17 protein-coding genes are annotated in these 18,232 nt (G+C 70.8%); 10 read left to right on the top strand and 7 right to left on the bottom strand.

Annotated features, from left to right (window positions below):
* Positions 1-189 precede the first annotated feature (189 nt).
* The 6 genes from ACSHV8_RS02300 (at position 190) to ACSHV8_RS02275 (ending at position 7,546) form a co-directional block, all read left to right on the top strand.
* Positions 190-681 (top strand): hypothetical protein, encoded by a 492-nt coding sequence (locus ACSHV8_RS02300; protein WP_436528886.1) that lies wholly within the window; start codon positions 190-192, stop codon positions 679-681.
* A gap of 59 nt (positions 682-740) precedes the next feature.
* A complete protein-coding gene (locus tag ACSHV8_RS02295; RefSeq protein ID WP_436528884.1) occupies positions 741-3,089 on the top strand; it encodes a putative bifunctional diguanylate cyclase/phosphodiesterase in 2,349 nt (782 codons plus the stop codon).
* A gap of 48 nt (positions 3,090-3,137) precedes the next feature.
* A complete protein-coding gene (locus ACSHV8_RS02290) occupies positions 3,138-3,944 on the top strand; it encodes an SAM-dependent methyltransferase (RefSeq protein ID WP_436528882.1) in 807 nt (268 codons plus the stop codon).
* Positions 3,941-5,983, top strand: a complete 2,043-nt coding sequence (locus ACSHV8_RS02285) for a putative bifunctional diguanylate cyclase/phosphodiesterase (protein ID WP_436528880.1) — start codon at positions 3,941-3,943, stop codon at positions 5,981-5,983. The genes ACSHV8_RS02290 and ACSHV8_RS02285 overlap by 4 nt, the downstream gene beginning before the upstream one ends.
* 124 nt (positions 5,984-6,107) lie before the next feature.
* The gene (locus ACSHV8_RS02280; protein ID WP_436528879.1) at positions 6,108-6,509 is read left to right on the top strand and encodes a hypothetical protein; all 402 of its coding nucleotides are present in this window, start codon (positions 6,108-6,110) and stop codon (positions 6,507-6,509) included.
* A 50-nt stretch (positions 6,510-6,559) separates the two neighbouring features.
* A complete protein-coding gene (locus ACSHV8_RS02275; protein WP_436528877.1) occupies positions 6,560-7,546 on the top strand; it encodes a LacI family DNA-binding transcriptional regulator in 987 nt (328 codons plus the stop codon).
* On the opposite strand, the gene ACSHV8_RS02270 is transcribed toward ACSHV8_RS02275, so the two are convergent.
* The 4 genes from ACSHV8_RS02270 to ACSHV8_RS02255 all read right to left on the bottom strand — a co-directional run bounded on the left by ACSHV8_RS02270 (position 7,541) and on the right by ACSHV8_RS02255 (position 10,541).
* Positions 7,541-8,257: a hypothetical protein gene (locus ACSHV8_RS02270; RefSeq protein ID WP_436528875.1), complete on the bottom strand. Its 717-nt coding sequence runs from the start codon at positions 8,255-8,257 to the stop codon at positions 7,541-7,543. The two genes, ACSHV8_RS02275 and ACSHV8_RS02270, sit on opposite strands and share 6 nt — an antisense overlap.
* The gene (locus tag ACSHV8_RS02265) at positions 8,254-8,721 is read right to left on the bottom strand and encodes an Asp23/Gls24 family envelope stress response protein (protein WP_436528873.1); all 468 of its coding nucleotides are present in this window, start codon (positions 8,719-8,721) and stop codon (positions 8,254-8,256) included. The genes ACSHV8_RS02270 and ACSHV8_RS02265 overlap by 4 nt, the downstream gene beginning before the upstream one ends.
* Positions 8,722-9,038: 317 nt before the next feature.
* Positions 9,039-10,082 (bottom strand): NAD(P)-dependent alcohol dehydrogenase, encoded by a 1,044-nt coding sequence (locus tag ACSHV8_RS02260; RefSeq protein WP_436528871.1) that lies wholly within the window; start codon positions 10,080-10,082, stop codon positions 9,039-9,041.
* A gap of 3 nt (positions 10,083-10,085) precedes the next feature.
* A complete protein-coding gene (locus tag ACSHV8_RS02255; RefSeq protein ID WP_436528869.1) occupies positions 10,086-10,541 on the bottom strand; it encodes a DUF4334 domain-containing protein in 456 nt (151 codons plus the stop codon).
* Between the two features lie 100 nt (positions 10,542-10,641).
* Here ACSHV8_RS02255 and ACSHV8_RS02250 point away from each other — a divergent pair, with 100 nt between their 5' ends.
* Positions 10,642-10,986 (top strand): nucleotide pyrophosphohydrolase, encoded by a 345-nt coding sequence (locus ACSHV8_RS02250; RefSeq protein ID WP_436528867.1) that lies wholly within the window; start codon positions 10,642-10,644, stop codon positions 10,984-10,986.
* A gap of 81 nt (positions 10,987-11,067) precedes the next feature.
* On the top strand, positions 11,068-11,679 hold the full coding sequence (locus ACSHV8_RS02245; protein WP_436528865.1) for a CPBP family glutamic-type intramembrane protease: 612 nt from the start codon (positions 11,068-11,070) through the stop codon (positions 11,677-11,679).
* A 244-nt stretch (positions 11,680-11,923) separates the two neighbouring features.
* Here the strand turns inward: ACSHV8_RS02245 and ACSHV8_RS02240 are convergent, their stop codons facing one another.
* Entirely contained in the window at positions 11,924-12,568 is a 645-nt protein-coding gene (locus tag ACSHV8_RS02240; RefSeq protein ID WP_436528863.1) for a response regulator transcription factor, read from the bottom strand.
* The gene (locus ACSHV8_RS02235) at positions 12,556-13,806 is read right to left on the bottom strand and encodes a sensor histidine kinase (RefSeq protein WP_436528861.1); all 1,251 of its coding nucleotides are present in this window, start codon (positions 13,804-13,806) and stop codon (positions 12,556-12,558) included. The genes ACSHV8_RS02240 and ACSHV8_RS02235 overlap by 13 nt, the downstream gene beginning before the upstream one ends.
* 163 nt (positions 13,807-13,969) lie before the next feature.
* Between ACSHV8_RS02235 and ACSHV8_RS02230 the strand changes: the two genes are divergently transcribed.
* Complete coding sequence (locus ACSHV8_RS02230; protein WP_436528859.1) at positions 13,970-15,058, top strand: serine hydrolase domain-containing protein; 1,089 nt, start codon at positions 13,970-13,972, stop codon at positions 15,056-15,058.
* A gap of 305 nt (positions 15,059-15,363) precedes the next feature.
* On the opposite strand, the gene ACSHV8_RS02225 is transcribed toward ACSHV8_RS02230, so the two are convergent.
* Positions 15,364-17,496 carry a hypothetical protein gene (locus tag ACSHV8_RS02225; RefSeq protein WP_436528857.1) on the bottom strand — a complete coding sequence of 711 codons (2,133 nt, stop codon included), beginning with the start codon at positions 17,494-17,496 and terminating at the stop codon, positions 15,364-15,366.
* Positions 17,497-17,788: 292 nt separating this feature from the next.
* On the opposite strand from ACSHV8_RS02225, the gene ACSHV8_RS02220 reads away from it, so the two are divergent.
* Positions 17,789-18,229, top strand: coding sequence for a hypothetical protein (locus tag ACSHV8_RS02220; RefSeq protein ID WP_436528855.1), 441 nt, complete (start codon positions 17,789-17,791; stop codon positions 18,227-18,229).
* Positions 18,230-18,232 lie beyond the last annotated feature (3 nt).

The raw sequence follows: 18,232 nt of genomic DNA, 5'->3' as shown, positions 1-18,232 counted from the left end.
CTGACCATGCGTGGCCGATGCACGCCACACGGCCGCGACGGCCGACGAGCCGACTCCACCGTAGGACGGTCGTATCGAAGCCCAAACTTTCGTTGTGGGCGGGCGGGGAGTTTATCCGGGCGATGTGATGTTCGCGGGTTGATCCAACGGCTGATGCCGGGGGCACAGTGTCGTACCTAGACTGCGGCTGTGCGGACCAACTGGCGGATTCTCACGACGGGCCTGCTGGTGGTGGGTCTTCTCGCGGTCGGGGGGATTGCTCTCGTACGGTGGCGGGCCGCCGGCCGACCGCAGGCGATCGTCCCGCCGGACGGGGCGACCACCTCGCTGCCCGAGGGCGGGGCGTACCGGGTCGACGTGGAGACGCGCGCCGGGATCATCGCGCTGGGGTTGCGGAGCGGGCGGGGGAAGGCGACCGTCACGACGTACGCGATGGATCTGAATTCCTCCTGGATCCAGACCCGGGATCTGATCGCGGGGCAGCTCGGCCGTTGGGAGCGGCTCGGGGATTGCGCTGATGACCCCCGGGCGAGGATGGTGGAGTGCACGTGGCGGGAGCCGACCCGATGGTGGCCGCGGGAGGTGCGGATCGCCGTGATGCGGCCGCCGGCGGCGGGGCAGGACCGGGACGGCTGGCCCGATCGGACCGTTCTGCTCATCGGCTCGGGCCGTGGCGCATAGACGGGTTCCGAACGTTCGGGGGAGTTTTGCTCCACATCGGACTCGCTAGGGTCGGGCGCGTGACCCGGGAGATGCTTCAGACGACGGCTCGGCGGCATGTGCTCGCGGCCGCGGCGACGGCCCTGCTCGGGACCGTCTGGTGTGTGGGTTTCCTGGGGTTCGGGGTCGGTGTCGAAGCGGTTGCGTATGTGTTCGCGCCGGCCGGTGGGGTGTTCGCGGTCGCGTCCGTGCTGCATCTGATCCGCCGTAGTCCCGAGCCGGATCCGGTGGCGGCCCGGTTCTGGCGGGGTGTGCTGATCTCGGTGGCGGTGATCGCGTCCGGGTATGCGTGGATGGCCGTGGACATGTTGACCCACGTCAGTCAGGCGCATACCCGCAGCATGCCGCCGTTGGCCGCGGCCTGCGCGGCGGTCGGGTTCCTGATCGCGATCTGGACGCTGGGCCGGGTGCCGGTGGTCGCGCCGGGCGGGGCCGAGCGGTGGCGGATGGCGCTGGATCGGACGATCGCGTTCCTCGGCTGCGCGGCCGTGTTGTGGTATGCCGGTCTTGCCCCGATGCTGTCGGCCCGGGAGCCGTGGAGCCGGCAGGCGATGGTGCTGGTGGGGCTCGGTCTGCTGGTGACGGTGAGCGCGGCGACGAAGGTGTCGTACATCGACGGCGGTCCGGTCGATCGGGTGGCGATGCGGCTGGTCGCGGCCGCCGGTGGGCTGCCGGCCGGGGTGGCGGCGGTGCTGGCCGTGCGGTTCGGTCTGATCGGCAGTGTGCCGGCTCAGGCGTTCGTGCTGCCGCTGGCGCCGCTGCTGATCACGCTCGGGGTGGCGGCGCAGATCCGCGCCGATCGTGGAGCGCGCCGGGAGCCGGTCCGGCCGGGCACCCTGTTGCCGTACCTGGCGATGATCCTGGCCGACGTGCCGCTGGTCGCCATCGCGTTCGGGGCGCCGCTGCGCTGGCCGGTGCGGGTGGTGCTGATCGCCGCGGTGGTGGTGACCGCGCTGGTCATGGTCCGGCAGTACCTGGCCTATCGGGAGAACGCCCGGCTGCTGCGGATCGCGCGGGTGCAGGAGGAGCGGCTGCAGTACGAGGTGAGCCACGACGGGCTGACCGGGCTGGCCAACCGGGCGTTGTTCCGGGAGCGGCTGACCGCGGCGCTGGCCGGCGGCGGGCCGACGTCCGTGCTGCTCATCGACCTGGACGACTTCAAGACGGTGAACGATCTGCTCGGTCACGGGGTGGGCGACGAGCTGCTGGTGTCGGTGGCCGGGTTGCTGCGGGCGCAGGCCGGGAAAAACGCGCTTCCGGTACGGGTGGGGGGCGACGAGTTCGCCGTACTGCTGACCGGTTCTGATCCTGATGATCTGGCCTGCCGGCTGCTGGGTGCGCTGGCCCATCCGATCAGCGGGCACCGCCTGCTGGTGCAGGCCAGCATCGGGATCGCCGACGCCGCGCCCGGCGACTCCGCCGACGAGGTGCTGCGCAACGCCGACGTGGCGATGTACATGGCCAAGCAGCGCGGCAAGGCCAACTCGGTGCGGTACGCGGACGGCATGGGTGAGCCGGTCCTGGCCCACATGCAGCTCGGCGGTGAGCTGCGGCGGGCCCTGGACGGCGACGAGTTCCGGGTGGTCTACCAGCCGCTGGTGCGCCTCGACGTGAACCGGGTGATCGGGGTCGAGGCGCTGGTCCGGTGGCACCATCCGGAGCGTGGGCTGGTCAGCCCGGCCGATTTCATCCCGGCGGCCGAGCGGACCGGCCTGATCGTGCCGCTGGGCCGGTTCGTGCTGCGGGAGACGTGCCGGCAGGCGGCGGCCTGGCTGGCCGAGTTCGGTCCGGACGGGCTGGAGGAGGCCGCGCTGAACGTGTCGGCGCGGCAGCTGCACGACCCCGACTTCGTCGCCGACGTGGCGGCCGCGCTGGCCGAGAGCGGTCTGCCCTGCGAGCGGCTGGTCCTGGAGGTGACCGAGTCGGCGGTGCTGCGCGGCCAGCAGGTGTCGCGGGCGTTGTACGAGCTGGACCGGATGGGGATCCGGCTGGCCCTGGACGACTTCGGCACCGGGGAGTCGTCGCTGAGTCTGCTGCGCGCGTTCCCGGCCTCGATCGTCAAGCTCGACAAGTCGTTCGTGGACGGCATCGAGATCGACGACGGGAGTCCGGCCGCGACCGATGCCCGGCGGGCCGTGGCCCGGGCGGTGATCCAGCTGGCCGGGGCGTTGCGCCTGGGCACGGTGGCCGAGGGGATCGAGAGCCCGGAGCAGGTGGCGGCGCTGCTCGACCTCGGCTACACGGTGGGTCAGGGCTTCTACCTGGGTGAGCCGATGACCGCCGACGGCGTGGCCAATCTGCTGAGCCGGCAAAGGGGTGCCCCGGCCCCGGCCGAACAGATGGTTGCCTTCCGCAGCCAGGAACGATAGACAGTTGTGGTTCTTGGCGGGTTGTCCGAAGAGGATCGTGGGGAAACGGTGACGGAGTCGAGCGACTGGGTGCCCGCGGGCATCGACGTCAACATTCCGAGTGCGGCGCGGGTGTACGACTACTTTCTCGGCGGCGCGCACAACTTCGCGGTCGACCGGGCCCTGGCCGAGCAGATCGCGTCGATGACGCCGAACATCGGCGAGACCATGCGGTCGAACCGGGTCTTCCTGCGCCGCGCCGTGCGCTACCTGGCCGCCCAGGGCGTGCGGCAGTTCCTGGACATCGGCTCGGGCATCCCGACCGCCGGCAACGTGCACGAGATCGCGCTGGAGGCCGCGCCCGGCTCCCGGGTCGTCTACGTCGACATCGACCCGGTCGCGGTCGAGCACAGCCGGGCCATCCTGGCCGGGGTCGACGGGACCGGCGTGATCCTGGCCGACATGCGCGACGTGGACCGGGTGCTGGCCGAGTCGGAGAAGCTGGGTCTCGACCTGTCCCAGCCGGTCGCCGTCCTGCTGGCCGGGGTGCTGCACTTCGTGCCGGACGCGGACGGGCCGGCGGCGCTGGTGGCGGCGCTCGGCGCGGCCGTGGCGCCGGGCAGTTTCCTGCTGATCTCGCACGCGACCGCCGACGGTCAGCCGCCCGAGGTGGTCGAGGCGCAGCGGCTGTCCGGGCGCACCGGCACCGAGATCGTGCTGCGCGACCGGGCGGCCGTCACGGCGTACTTCGCAGGCTTCGATCTGGTCGAACCCGGTCTGGTCTTCATCCCGCAGTGGCGCCCGGACGCGGGCGACCCAGTCGACGAGCACCCTGAGCGAGTGGGGGCGTACGCCGGCGTCGGCCGCAAACCGTGACCGGTTTCGCCCGGCTCTGGTTGCAGCGGATCGCGTACGAGGGTTTCGTCCCGCTCGACGGCGCCGCGCTGGAGGCGCTGCTGGCCCGGCTCGCGACCCGGCTGCCGACGGCCGGCCGGGAGGTCGGCGCGGAACTGGTCGCCGCCCACCTGACCGACCCGTCGGTGCTGGCCGGCACGATCACGCTGATCGGGGCGTTCTTCGACGAGCCGGAGGCGACCCGGATCCAGGCCGCGGTCGCCGCCGGGTTCGCCCAGGCGCTGCGCGAGGCCACCATGTCCGAGCAGGAGCAGCTGACCCGGGCCGTGCTGGACGCGCACGCGGGCGTCGAGCGGGCGCTGCGCGACAGCGAGTCCCGGCTGCGGGCGATCTTCGACAACGCGGCGGTCGGCATCGGGGTCAGCACCATGGACGGGCGGATCGTGCGGGTCAACCAGGCCTTCGCCGACCTGCTCGGGTACCGGCCGGACGAGATGTGCGCGCTGACCGTTCCGCAGCTGGCGCATCCGAGTGATCCGCCCGGCATGTGGAAGCTGTACGAGGAGATGATCGGCGGGCAGCGGGATCACGTGCGGCTGGAGAAGGCGTACTTCCGCAAGGACGGCTCGGCGGTCTGGACCGACATGACGTCGTCGCTGATCCGCGACGAGCACGGCGCCCCCGAGCTGACCATGGTGATGGTGCAGGACATCACCGACCGGCGCCGGCTCAAGGAGAACCTGCAGCATCAGGCCACCCACGACCCGCTGACCGGCCTGCCGAACCGGACGATGATCGCCGCCCACCTCGACGTGGTCTTCGCCGACGCCCGGCGGGTCGGGCTCTGCTACCTGGACCTGGACGGTTTCAAGCGGGTCAACGACACGCTCGGCCACCAGGTCGGCGACGCGCTGCTGGTCGCGGTGGCCGAGCGGCTCACCGGCTGCGCGGACGAGCCGTGCCGGATCGCCGGGCGGATGAGCGGCGACGAGTTCGTGATCGCGGTCCGGGATCCGTCCGGGCCGGCCGAGATGCGCGAACTGGCCGAACGGGCCCTGGGCGAGCTGACCCGGCCGTACGAGATCGAGCGGCACCGGCTGCGGGTCTCGGCCAGCATCGGCGTCGTGGACAGCGACGTCGCCGACACCACACCGGCCGAGCTGATGAAGGCAGCCGACCTCACCCTGTACACCGCGAAGTCGGAGGGCCGGGCCCGGTACGTGATGTACGACGCCGACCGCAACGCCCGGCAGGCCGCCCGCTACGCGCTGGCCGCGGACATGCCCGACGCCCTCGACCGCGACGAGTTCACCGTGGTCTACCAGCCGCTGGTGTCGCTGGCCGACGAACGGCTGCGCGGCGTGGAGGCGCTGGTCCGGTGGCGGCATCCGCAGCTGGGCACGCTCTCGCCGGACTCGTTCATCCCGCTGGCCGAGGAGACCGGCGTGATCGTCGCGCTCGGCCGGCACGTGCTGCAGCAGGCGTGCGCGCAGGCGGCCGAGTGGGCGCGGAGCTTCCCCGACAATCCGGTCTTCATGAGCGTCAACGTGACCGTGGCGCAGGCCCGCGAGCCCGGGTTCCCGGCCGAGGTCGCCAAGATCCTGGCCGACACCGGACTCGACCCGCGCCTGCTGGTCCTGGAACTGACCGAGAGCGCGATCATGGACACCGACGGGGCCCCGCTGGCCGCGCTCGACGTGCTCGCGGCCGGTGGCATCCGGATCGCCATCGACGACTTCGGCACCGGTTACTCGAACCTGGCCTACCTACGCCGGCTGCCGATCCACATCCTCAAGCTGGCCGGCCCGTTCGTGGACGGACTCCGCGACCCGGCGTCGGTCGCCTCGGCCGACGAGCAGATCGTGGAGACGATCATCCGGCTCGCGCACGTGCTCGGCGTGACCGTCACGGCCGAGGCGGTCGAGACCCGGCCCCAAGCCGATCGGCTGCGGGAACTGGGCTGCGACACCGGGCAGGGCTACCTGTTCTCGCGCCCGCTGCCGCCGGCGGCCATGCTCCCGCTGCTGCACAACTCGGGCCCGGCGCTCGCGGTCCGCTGATTTTTCTTTGCGTACGGCGGTGAGCGGCCTGAGCGGCGACGACGTCGCGACGGGCGCGTGCTCATCGCCGTACGGGAAAGAATGGGGCCGTGCCTGTTCCCGCGTCGGCGTCGTTGAGCCGGGCATGTCTCGCAAGCTTGTCATCGCCGTCGCCGCCCTCGCCGTCAGCCTCGCCGGTTGTTCCAGCGGCTCCGACTCGACGATCGCCCCGGCCGCGCAGAATTCGCAGGTGGCGGCGCCGCCCGACCTGCGGGCCAGCATGGAGGCGCAGCTCGGGTTCCCGCCGAAGCCGGACGCGGCGACCACCGAGGCCTACCTGGCCGATCTGAAGGGCATCGACCCCGGGCTGGTCACCTCGCAGGACGCGGAGTCGCTGGTCAACCGCGGTCGCGACCAGTGCCGTGACCTCAAGGCGCGCCCGGAGAAGGAGTGGGCGACCGTGGCCACCCAGCGGTTCAGCACGAAGCAGGCCGACGCCCCGAAGATCATCAAGGTCGTCCGGGAACGGCTCTGCCCGCAGTTCTGACCGCCGAATTTGTGATTGACGGACGCGGCCGGCATAGACAAGTCTCAGTCATGACTTCGTCAAGGGTGACGATGGAGACCATCGCGTCCCTCGCCAACGTGTCGGTGCCGACCGTGTCCCGCGTGCTCAACGGGCGCGACGGGGTCTCTCCGATGACCCGGGAGCGGGTCGAGGAGCTGCTGCGCGAGCACGGGTATCGCGCCCGCAACTCATTCCGGGCGGGCGGGATCGCCCTGATCGACGTGATCTTCCCGGAGATCGACTGTGCCTGGGAGACCGAGCACATCCAGGGCATCGAGTCGGCGGCCAGCGCGGCCGGCGTCGGGATCGTGGTGTCGTCGCTGACCGGCGGCACGACCGCGACCGAGCAGCTGCTGCGCCGGTTGCGGATCGGCCGCACCGACGGCGTGATCCTGGCCGCGGGCAGCTCGTCGGGTTCCCTGCGGACCGCGCTGGGCAGCCTGAACGTCCCGATGGTGGCCCTCGACCCGGCGTCGCCGCTCCCCGGTGAGGTGCCGACCGTGGACGCGGCCAACTTCGCCGGGGCGTACACCGCGACCCGGCACCTGATGGACCTCGGCCACCGGCGGATCGCCATGATCGCCGGCAGCGAGACGTTGTGGTGCAGCAAGTCCCGCCTGGAGGGTTACCGGGCGGCGCTCGGGCACGACGGCACCGTCGAGCGCGGAAACTTCTACTTCGAGTCGGGGCTGGCCGCCGCGCGCCGGCTGATGGCGGGCGCCGAGCCGCCGACCGCGATCTTCGCGTCCAACGACTACATGGCGCTGGGCGTCTACGAGGCGGCCCGCCGGCTCGGGATCTCGGTTCCGGCGCAGCTCAGCGTCGTCGGCTTCGACGATCTGCCGGGCGCCGCCTGGGCGTCGCCGCCGCTGACGACGGTCCGGCAGCCGCTGCGCGACATGGGCCGGCAGGCCGCCGGGACGCTGCTGGCGCTGGCCCGCGGGGAGTCCATCGGCAATCGGCACGTGGAGCTGACCACGAGCTTGATCGTCCGGGAGAGCACGTGCCGGCTATAGGTTGTCGAGCTCGGCGAAGAGTGCTTCCGGGACCGGCTCCGGCCAGTAGCCGCGTCCGCACACCCAGGCCGCGTCGAGGGCTGCCCTGATCGACTCGGGGTCGGCGGTGGCGGTGGCCCGGTGCAGGGCCGCGACCACCGGCGCCGGCAGGTCGGTCTCGGCCGCTCGGGACGGGGTCAGCCAGTGCTCGGTGCGGCCCTCGGCGAGCCGGGCCATCCACAGCAGATGCCGCTGGACGTGCGCGAGGGCGTCGATCGCCCGCAGCAGTTCGCCGCGCCGCGCGACCCGATGCGCGAGCACCAGCCAGTTCGCGAACCGCCCGCACAGCTCGGCGGCGTCCGTCACGATCTGCGGCTTGGCCACGTCGAGCGCGGCCCGCAACGCCCCCGTCCGGTCGACGATGATCTCCACGTCCCGGGTCGGCCAGGTCGCCACCTGCCCGATCCCGTCCGCCCCGGCGAAGTGGAACTCCCCGCGGACCAGGCCCGGGAAGAACGCCACGTGCGCCCCGAACTCGTTCACGACCAGGTGCTGAACCGGCCCGATCCACTCCCGGGCATCGATCGCGGCGTCGCTGAACAGCCAGAACTCGATGTCACTGTGCTCGTCGGCCTCACCGGACACGAACGAGCCGTACATCAGCGCGGCCACCAGCCGATCGTCGGTCCGGCAACGCTCCCGGACGTCCGCGATCAGCCGCCGCTGGATCACTCCGGCATGAGGATGTCGTCGACCTTGACCGTGCAGTTGTTGACCTGCACGCCGTACTTCTCCACGGCCTCGATCACCCGCCCGCGCACCTCACTGGTCACCTCGGACACGACCTCACCGGCGCGCAGGCACAGGATGACCGTGATGTCGACGTAGGTCCCCTCGACCTTCGCCGACACCCCGCGCGTCGCGTCGCCGACCTTGTCCAGGCCCACCTTGTCCAGCACGGCGTTGAAGAACCGGGCCACGTCCCCGCCCAGCTCGGCCACCCCCGGCACGGACCGCGCGGCCGCCCCGGCCAGCTTCTCGATCACCTCACGCTCGAAGACGGTGTCACCCCGGTAGGCGGCCGCCTCGATCACCTCGGCCCCGCCGTGCTGCGGCGGCACCGGCTGCGCGTGCGCCACCATCGGAAGGAACATCTCCTGCGTACGGTCCGGACGGAACTCGGACTCGTCGTTCATCTAGTGGATCCCTCGACTCACATCGACGTGGGTGACCGGCCGAGCCTACAAGAGCTCATTCCGCGCCCGGCGGACCCGTCCACCAACCCCCAAACCCAAGATCTTCATGTCCTGTCTCCGCTGTGGTCCGGACCGCCGCTCCCGCGGGGACCCTTCCGGGGCCCGCAGGGCGCTGGCGCGCCCAGAACGCGACCCCCTCCAGGGCGACGTCCGCGGGTGGTCCCGGTCAGAGCAACAAACCCGCCCACCACTGTCTTCTTGCCGCAGACTCCCGCAACCACCCCGCCCGCCGGCGCAAACCGGGCGGGCACCGGGTATCAGTCGAAGGTCAGGACCGGCTTGACGGTCTTACCGGTGAGGGTGTCCTGAGCAGCCTGCTCGATGTCGGCGAACGGATACGTCGTGATCAGCTTCTCCACGGGGAAACGCCCGGCCCGCTGGAGTTCGATCAGATGGGGCAGGAAGTCGGCCGGGACGGCGTCGCCCTCGATCACGCCGCGGATGTTCAGGCCGCCGGCCATCACGGTCATGATGTCGAACGACGTCGTGCCACCCATGCCGACCAGCGCCAGGGTTCCGCGGCGTCGCAGCGCCCCGACGGCCTGGGTGATCACGTCGGGCCGGCCGGTGGTGTCGACGGCGTGGTGTGCCGACGGAAGTTCCGCGCCGGGCGCGACGGCGTCGGCCGCGCCGAGCGAGAGGGCCAGGTCACGCCGCGCGGGTTGCGGCTCGACGACGATCACCTCGCACGAGCGGGTCAGCGCGGCGAGCAGCGCGCTGAGCCCCACCCCGCCCGCCCCGAAGATGATCACGCGATCGCCGGGCGCGGGGTCGAGGACGTTGAGGATCGTGCCCGCTCCGGTCTGCACGCCGCAGCCGAGCGGCGCGGCCAGCACCGCGGGAAAGTCGGCCGGGATGGTCACGGTGTTCGATACGTACGCCATCGCATGCGTCGCAAAACTCGACTGTCCGAAAAATCCGGAGAAGACAGGACCAGCGCCGGATCGCAGAACACCACTCACGCCTTGCGTGTTCACAAGACTGCGCAAGCAGTACGCCGGACGCCCACCCCGGCACTCCCCGCACTCCCCGCAGCTGCGGAAACTGAGGCAGACCCGATCCCCCACCACCACCGCCGGCACCCCGTCCCCGACGGCCTCCACCGCCCCGGCGCCCTCATGCCCGAACACCATCGGCAGCCGAGCCGCCGGCCACCGCCCCCGCAGGGCCAGATCGGTGTGGCAGATGCCGGCCGCCTCGATCCGCACCAGGATCTCCCCCGCCGCGGGCGAGGCCATCTCCACGTCCCGCACCACGAACGGCCCACCGGCCTGCTCGACCAGCGCCGCCCTGATCAGCATCGGTCAGTCCCGGTCGAGGCGGAAGTAGTAGTACCGCCCCTGATCGCGGACGCCCTTGCCGTTCATGACCCCGAGCAGGCTGTCCGGCCCCACCCGTTTGAAGTGGTCGAAAACGGGCTGCCCGTCGTACACCATGGTCGCCGTCGTCTCCCCACGGAACTCGACCGTCCACAGGCTCGCCCCACCCTTGGCCATCTCGACGTTGTCGTAGAGGCGGCCGTCGGCGCGGCGGCAGACGATCGGCGCGACCTCGGTCAGCGACGTGAACCGCTTGCCGTGCCAGCCGATCTTCGCGAGGGTCCCCTCGAAGCGGTGCCCGGTCTCGAACTCGCTCCCCCGCCAGCTGCCGAGGATCTCCTCGGGCCGGACGACGGGCAGCACGGCCCAGATCTCGTCCAGCTCATCGCCCGTGAACTTCGTCCCGGCATCGAGCCGGCTCCGCGCCTCATCGACATCCATCACCGCACTCTACCTGCCATCACATGAGATTGCGGATTCACTTGAGCGGGCCCCGGAGCACCGGCGGGAGCGCTGTGCTGGACTGGTCGTCGTGTCGAGCATGGGTGAGCTGACGGAACGGGTGCGGGCGTTCGCCCGCGAGCGGGACTGGGAGCAGTTCCACACGCCCAAGAACCTGGCGATGGCCCTGGCCGGCGAGGTCGGCGAGCTGCTGGCCGAACTGCAGTGGCTGACGCCCGAGCAGTCGGCCGCGGTGATGGCCGATCCGCAGCTGGGGCCCCGGGTGCGGGCCGAGATCGGCGACGTCACCGTCTATCTGGTGCGGCTGGCCGACGTGCTGGGCCTCGACCTGATCGACGCGGCGCTCGACAAACTCGACGAGGCCGGGCGCCGCTACACCGTCGAGGCCGCCCGCGGTCACGCTTCGAAGATCAACACCGATTAGGAGGTACGGCGGTGAGCCGCACACCTGCGGTCCATCCGCGCGTCGCGTACCGGTCGCCTGACGCGACTACCGTCCCCGACGGTGATCGTGGAGCATCTGCTCGTCTTCTACGGGCTGGTCGGGCTGTTCATCGTGGCCCACGTCCCGGGCGGGCCCATTCCGGCGCTGCTGCTGGGCGGGGCTGCGGCGGTGACCTATCTCGTCCGTACGCGCGAATTCAGCAACCGTGATCTGTGGCGGCCGGAAGCATTACCGCCGGCCCTGCCGGGAATGATCGCCCGATGGGCGATCTTCTCGGTTCTCGCCGCGGCCGGCGTGGCCGTTTTCGACCGTGCGCATCTGTTCGACATGCCGCGTCAGCACACGCTGTTGTGGCTGCTGATCGTGGTCTTCTACCCGCTGGCGTCGGTCTATCCGCAGGAATTGCTCTACCGGGCGTTCCTGCTGCACCGCTACCGCGGGATCTTCCGCACCGATCGGATCGCGGCCGGGGCCAGTGCGGCCGCGTTCGGGTTCGCCCACCTGCTGTTCGGCAACGTCCTGGCGGTGGTGCTGACGATCGGCGGCGGCTGGTTGTTCGCCCGCCGGTATCAGAAGTCGCGTTCCCTGCTGACCGTCTCGGTGGAGCACGCCCTGTACGGCATCACCATTTTCACGGTCGGCCTCGGCCGGCTTTTCTATCACGGCGCCTGAATTCGGCATGCCGAGCGCCGGGCACTCGATCGCGGGTTTCCACAGGATCGTCTGGTTGCGATGACGTTAAACGCCGAACACGACTTGCCGGGCGCCCGGTCCGGCAAGATTCGCTGGAGTTTGTCGGAGGCCGCGCCGCAAATGGTGCGATCCCTTCCTTCGGTGATCGTTTCTGCGCTGTTCAACGGTTGTCACACAGGCTGATGGCACCTCCGAGCCGAGACCGGCAGCGCCGGTGGGTGCCTTACTGCTGCAGGTAGTGGAGGACGGCGAGGACGCGGCGGTGGTCGCTCGGGGAGGCGGGCAGGCCCAGCTTGGTGAAGATGCTGGTGATGTGCTTCTCGACGGAGCCGTAGGCGAGCACCAGTTGCTCGCCGATTGCGGTGTTGGAACGGCCCTCCGCCATCAGTGTCAGGACGTCGCGTTCCCTCGGGGTCAGCTCGGCCAGGTGGCCGGCCTGACGGCTGGCGCCGAACAGCTGGGTGACGACCTCGGGGTCGAGGACCGTCTCACCGGCGGCGACCCGGGTGAGCGCGTCGATGAAGTCGCTGACGTCGGCGACCCGGTCCTTCAGTAGGTAGCCGACTTTCTGCGCGCCGCCGGCCAGCAGATCGGCGGCATATCGGGTTTCGATGTACTGCGAGAAGACGAGAACCCCGGTCTCCGCGTAGTCGCGCCGGATGGTGATCGCGGCGCGCAGCCCCTCATCGGTGTGGGTCGGCGGCATGCGCACGTCGGCGATCACCACGTCCGGCCGGTGCTCCGCGACGGCCGCGAGCAGTTCCTCGGCGTCGCCCATCGCAGCGCACACGGTGTGCCCTCTGCTGGTGAGGATGTGGGTGAGACCGTCGCGCAGCACGGCGACGTCCTCGGCGATCACGACCCGCACGGCAGCTCCACGGTGACTACCGTAGGCCCACCGGCGGGGCTGCTGATGCCGAGGCGGCCATCGACGGTCCGGACCCGGTCGGCCAAGCCGGCGAGGCCACCCCGGGGCGTGGCGCCGCCCCGCCCGTGATCGGTCACCCGCAGGCGCAGCCGGGCGTCGTCCTGCTCGACCTGGACCACGGCGCGCGCGGCTCCGCTGTGTTTGGCCACGTTGGTGAGCAGCTCGGCGACGCAGAAGTAGGCGATGGTCTCCACCGGTGGCGACGGCCGCCTCGGGACGGCGACGGTCAGCTCGACCGGCACCGCGCTGCGAGCGGCGAGGGTGGCCAGTGCGGCGTCGAGCCCATTGTCCAGGATCGGCGGGTGGATGCCGCGGACCAGGTCGCGCAACTCCACGAGGGCAGCTTTCGCGTCGCGGTGCGCGCTGCCGACCAGATCACGAGCCTGCGGGTCGGCGTCGCTCTGCTCCAGTTGCTCCTTGGCGGCGCCGAGATTCATGGCCAGGGCCACCAGGCGGGCCTGCGCGCCGTCGTGCAGGTCGCGCTCGATGCGGCGCAGGGCCGCGGCGGACTCATGCACCGCGAAGTCCCGGCTCGCCTGCAGCTCGCGGACCCGCTCGTCGAGCCGGCGCGCGTCGAGCAGATCGGCCACGACCATGCCGTCGAGCGTCAGCACTGCCCGCAGCGCCAGCGGCGCGAGCAGCAGGAGGACGACACCGCACGCCGCGGTGAGCAGTGCGCGGGGCCAGCTGTCCAGGTAGACGTCACCGGGCAGCGGCAACCCGGCTCGGAGCACGCCGATGGCGTCGGCCTGGGCCGGGATCAGCCGCCACCAGACGGGATAGGTGAGAGCGCCGAGCCCGTATCCGTACCCGACGATCACGACCGCCATGGACAGCACGGCGATCGGTGCTTTCAGCAGCAGGTAGCCCACTGATCTCCAGGCCGCCCGATCGCTCAGGCCGGCTCTGACCCAGCCGGTGAGGCCGGCACCGCCGTTCGGCGAGGGCGGGGCGGTGGTCGCCACCCCGAGCAGACGGCGGGCGAGCCCACGATGGAGCGCGCCGATCAGACGCGCGCCCCGAAGCCCGGCGCTGAGCACGGGCAGGCCGACCACGGTAATCGAGAGCAGGGCGCCGCCGAGCACTACATACACGGTGTAGACGAGGCCGGCGAGGCCCAGGGGCAGCCCGATCAGGGCGTAGAGCAGCTGTCGGAGAGCGTTGGCGCGAGTGGGCATGCATCCAGGATGGACGATGGTCGTCCGGCCCGGCAGCCGGTGGTCCCCCGTACCACCACCGGGTTGTCCCCAGGGTCAAGGACGGGGGTTCGCCTGGTCGAAACGCGGCAACGGGCCCGGCAGAGTCGGTGGCGTCGAACGTTCACCGACCGAGGGACACAACATGTCGACCAGCAGGATGAAAGTGATGTCCGCCGTCGCGCTGACCGCGTCGCTGGCCACCGGTGCGGCGGCCCATGCGAGCGAGCCACCGCTGCGAGCCGCGGTACAGAAGGCCATCGACGAGGCGGTCGCCGCCGGCAATCCCGGGGTGATCGCGTATGTCCGGCAGGGCGGCGTCGTCCGGCAGCTCGCCGCCGGCCGGGCACAGCCGCGGGACCACTGGCGGATCTTCAGCAACACCAAGTCGTTCGTGTCGACCGTGCTGCTGCAGCTCGTCGCCGAGCGGCGGTTGAGCCTCGACGACAGCGTGGAGAAGTGGCTGCCCGGGGTGGTCCGGGGCAACGGTAACGACGGGCGGAAGGTCAGCGTCCGGCAGCTGCTCGACAACACCAGCGGCATCTACGACCCGGAGATCGGCACCGATCAGGGCGGCGGAACACCGCAGGAAGTGATCGCCGCGGCGATGGCGCACCGGCCGCTGTTCCCGCCCGGACAGGGCTGGGACTACTCCAACACCAACTACCTGCTGGCCGGGATGATCATCGAGAAGGTCACCGGCCACCGTGCGGATGCGGAGATCCACCGGCGGATCATCGAGCCGCTCGAGCTCACCGAGACCTCGTTCCCGCTCGGCGGTTCCGCGTTGCCCAGGCCGTTTCTGCGGGGATACGACCTGAGCCACCGTGATGTGACCGCTTTCAACCCGTCCAGCGAGTGGACGGCGGGCGCGATGATCTCGACGGCAAGCGACCTCGCGCGGTTCGACGCCGCGCTGTTCGGCGGCCGGCTGCTGCCCGCGGCCCAGCAGCGGGAGCTGTTGACCACCGTGCCCGAGGAGGACTACGGGCTGGGAGTGAAGCAGGTGGAGGTTCCGTGCGAGGAGGGGGATGTGGCGGTCTGGGAGACCGACGGCGGCGGGCCGGGCTACAACAGCGTGTCGATGACCAGCCCGGACACGTCCCGCCAACTCGTCCTGGTCGCGAACGTCTTCGACCTGGCGACCGACAAGAAGCACGATCCGGCCAACCCGCCGGTGCCGGACGCTCGACCCGCCTTCTTCAAGGCCATCACCGCCGTCTTCTGCCCCTGACCAACGGATTGGGGAGCAGAAAAATCTGGTCGGGAAGCACGGCCGTTTCACCATCATCCGGTGCGGCCGAGGATGGTGAATGGCCTGGTCATGTTCCGGTTGGCCCAGCGGGTGGATTCGGTGACGCCGTTTGACCGGCAGCACGAAATGGCTGCCTGCTGATGAATGAGCTCGACGGTGGCTTGACCGTGTGCAGCGCGTCAGCGGTGACGGTCACGTCCCGCAGATCGAGGGTCTCCAGGACCGCGTGGGCCGGCCGATGTTCCGGATGCGGCCCCTGTCCCGGGGCCGCATCCGGACGGTGGTTACTTGACGATCAGTTTCTGGAACTGGGTCCGGACCTCGGCCGCGTTGACCGTGACGGTCATGTGGCGCGGCGGCCCGAAGTCGGTTCCGAGCGTCGTCGTGTAGTGCACGGTCGACGGGCAGCTGGACCCGCCGAACTGCAGCGTCTGGTTGATGATCAGGCGGCCGGTGCGGATCTCGTAGCCCTTCACGGTCACCTTCACCTTGTGGAAGGTCACCGGGTAGAGCCCGCCGGTGCCGAACTGGCTCCGGTAGTCGCAGGTGCGGACCGCGGCACCCTGAGCGTCCGAACTGACGCACAGGACCAGGTTCGCCGCTTCGGGGTCGGTGGTCTTCCAGGCTGCCGGGAGCCGGCCCGACTGCGTGCTGTTCCCGAAGATCAGGGCCCGGTTGACGCCCTTGCCGTAGGCCTTGGCCACGCTGTACTTCGAGGGATCCTCGCAGTACGACGGGGTGGAGCCGGTGGTCCGCTCGCGCAGCGTGTCCAGCTCGATGGCCAGGTCGGCCTTGGCGATGCCGTCCTTGGCCTGGCCGATGTTCGGGTCGTTCGGGTACGCGTTGATCAGCTGCTGGTAGACGCCCTTCGCGTCCGTCCAGTCCTTGCTGGTCATGAACCCGTCGGCGCAGCCCATCAGCGCGGCCGGCTCGATCTGCGGCACCACATCGGCCGAACGGTCCAGGGTGTTGCCGGACTTGGCCCGGTCACCCAGCCACTGCGTGATCTTCACGGTGTCGCACGCGTTCGAGACCGGCAGGCCGGCCAGGAACTGGTCGAGCACCTTGTCGGTCATCTTCTCGTGGCCGGGCATCGTGCTCAGCACCGAGTTGAGCTGGCCGAAGCCCTCGTTCAGCTCGGTCGTGTCGGCCGAGGCGAGACCGGCCTTGATCGTGTCGCGCGCGTCGTTCAGCTTGTGGCAGGCGGTGACCGTGTCGTCGTCCTTGGCCGCGAGCGGCGCGTCGGCGATCCGCAGGCCGAGCCACACCTGGTCCAGCTTCTCCAGCGCGTGCGTGCAGTCGCCGTTGGCCTTGGCGTCGGTGACGGCCTGGCCGATGCCGCCGGCCTGCACCCGCAGCAGGCCGAGGACCAGCAGCACGACGACCGCGGCGGCGATCCCGACGATCCGCTGGCGCAGCGCACTGGACGGCTCGACCGGGCCCTGGGCCAGGAAATACCCGTGCACGATCATCGCCAGCCACCAGAGCACGGCGACGACCTCGATCCAGACGGTGTGCACCGACGGGACGATGAAGAACAGCAGGATGAACGAGACCAGCAGGGTGAGCACGCCGAAACCGGCGCGCCGCATCATGAAGTAGCCCAGGCTCAGGAACGAGGCGTTACCGGCGGCCGCGGCGAGCCGGTCGGTCTTCTTCGGCTCGCGGGGCGGGGCCGGGGGCATCGGCGGCGGGGCCTGCTGCCAGCCCGGCTGCTGCTGCCAGTCGGCCGGTTGCTGCGGCGGCCACGGCTGCCCGGGCTGCGGCTGGCCCGGCTGCGGCGGCCAGGCCTGGCCGGGCGCCGGCTGCTGCTGCCACGGCTGGCCGGGGGCCGGGGGTGACTGCTGCCATGGCTGACCGGGAGCCAGGGGTGACTGCTGCCACGGCTGACCGGGAGCCAGGGGTGACTGCGTCCACGGCTGGCCGGGCTGCTGCGGCGGCTGCCACGGCTGGTCGGACTGCTGCGCCCACGGTTGACCGGGCTGAGGCGGCTGCGGAAAACCCGAATGCGGAAAACCCGACACCGGCGCGGTCGGATCGACCGGAAGCGGCGGCGCGGCCGAGATCGGCGTGGTGGGATCCGGGTCCTGATGCGGCACACCGGAACCGGGAGCGGCCGAAACCGGGGTCGTCGGGCTCGGCGCGGCCGAAACCGGGGCAGCCGAAACCGGGGCAGCCGAGATCGGGGCGGCCGAGGTCGGGGCGGCCGGGGTCGGCTCGGTGGAGGTCGGGACGGCCGGGCTGGACTCGGCCGGGACCGGGGTCGTCGGCTCCGACTGCTGATCCGGCGTGGCCGAGATCGGCGTGGTCGGCTCGTCGTGCGGCTGGCGCTGCTGCGGGACGTGCGGCTGCGGCGGCTGCCAGGCCTGGTCAGGCGGCGGCTGTTCCGGTGGTTGCCAAGGCGGCGGCTGAGTCATTCGGCGATCCCCCGAGCGGAAAGCGGTTCGACAATGGTCGTAGGAGTGAGAATCACATTCAGTACGACATCAACGTCGTTAAAATGATCGATGGATTTCGGCCGGAGGAACCCGCGCGGTCACGTCATTACCTCCCCTGTGGCCGATTGGCGATCCATCGACCAGGATTGCAGCCTACCGGACCCGCGCCAGCCAGTTTCATACCGTCCATTACTGTCCGAAACGGTGTGATTACCCCTTCTTCAAAGCCATCAGGAGGGGAGAAAAGCCGCGGGTAGGCTAGGTTGCTCGGGTGAGTCTTCTCGAGGACGTGGCCAAGCAAGAAAACTGGCGCTGCTGGGTGTGCGACGAGCGGGTCGACCCGGACATGCCGGTGAACGACCCGCGCGGCCCCAGCGTGGACGCCCGCACCGCCGACCGCAAGGCCAAGATCGCCGAGCGGCTCGCGCATCGCGCCTGCAACACCCGCAAGGGCGCGGTCAAGGTGGTCATCGCCTGGCCCGACCGCCTTCAGGTGATCGAGCCGGCGCCGCTGATCACGGTGGCCGAGCGGCTCGAACGCAAGGGCGGGCGGGAGCTGGTCGGCCGTTCCCCGAGCAAGAAGGACGCTCAGGAAGCGGCGGACTGGCTGGTCGACCGCTTCTCCCGCCTGGTTCCCGGACTGCCAGTCACGGCGACGGTCGAGCCCGGCGGCGGACAGTTCCTGATCGCCCTGGCCACCGGCCGCCGCTGAGGA

The sequence above is a fragment of the Actinoplanes sp. HUAS TT8 genome, from assembly GCF_051380535.1.
Taxonomy (GTDB): domain Bacteria; phylum Actinomycetota; class Actinomycetes; order Mycobacteriales; family Micromonosporaceae; genus Actinoplanes.
This window is presented reverse-complemented; position numbering and strand designations above follow the sequence as displayed.

What these genes read in the sequence shown, in the direction of transcription:
- ACSHV8_RS02260 (WP_436528871.1), bottom strand. Translation starts at nt 10,082, where the DNA reads ATGCTGATCAGGGCGGCGCTGGTCGAGCAGGCCGGTGGGCCGTTCGTG.
- ACSHV8_RS02265 (WP_436528873.1), bottom strand. Translation starts at nt 8,721, where the DNA reads ATGAACGACGAGTCCGAGTTCCGTCCGGACCGTACGCAGGAGATGTTC.
- ACSHV8_RS02235 (WP_436528861.1), bottom strand. Translation starts at nt 13,806, where the DNA reads ATGCCCACTCGCGCCAACGCTCTCCGACAGCTGCTCTACGCCCTGATC.
- ACSHV8_RS02255 (WP_436528869.1), bottom strand. Translation starts at nt 10,541, where the DNA reads ATGGATGTCGATGAGGCGCGGAGCCGGCTCGATGCCGGGACGAAGTTC.
- ACSHV8_RS02275 (WP_436528877.1), top strand. Translation starts at nt 6,560, where the DNA reads ATGACTTCGTCAAGGGTGACGATGGAGACCATCGCGTCCCTCGCCAAC.
- ACSHV8_RS02230 (WP_436528859.1), top strand. Translation starts at nt 13,970, where the DNA reads ATGTCGACCAGCAGGATGAAAGTGATGTCCGCCGTCGCGCTGACCGCG.
- ACSHV8_RS02280 (WP_436528879.1), top strand. Translation starts at nt 6,108, where the DNA reads ATGTCTCGCAAGCTTGTCATCGCCGTCGCCGCCCTCGCCGTCAGCCTC.
- ACSHV8_RS02250 (WP_436528867.1), top strand. Translation starts at nt 10,642, where the DNA reads ATGGGTGAGCTGACGGAACGGGTGCGGGCGTTCGCCCGCGAGCGGGAC.
- ACSHV8_RS02225 (WP_436528857.1), bottom strand. Translation starts at nt 17,496, where the DNA reads ATGACTCAGCCGCCGCCTTGGCAACCACCGGAACAGCCGCCGCCTGAC.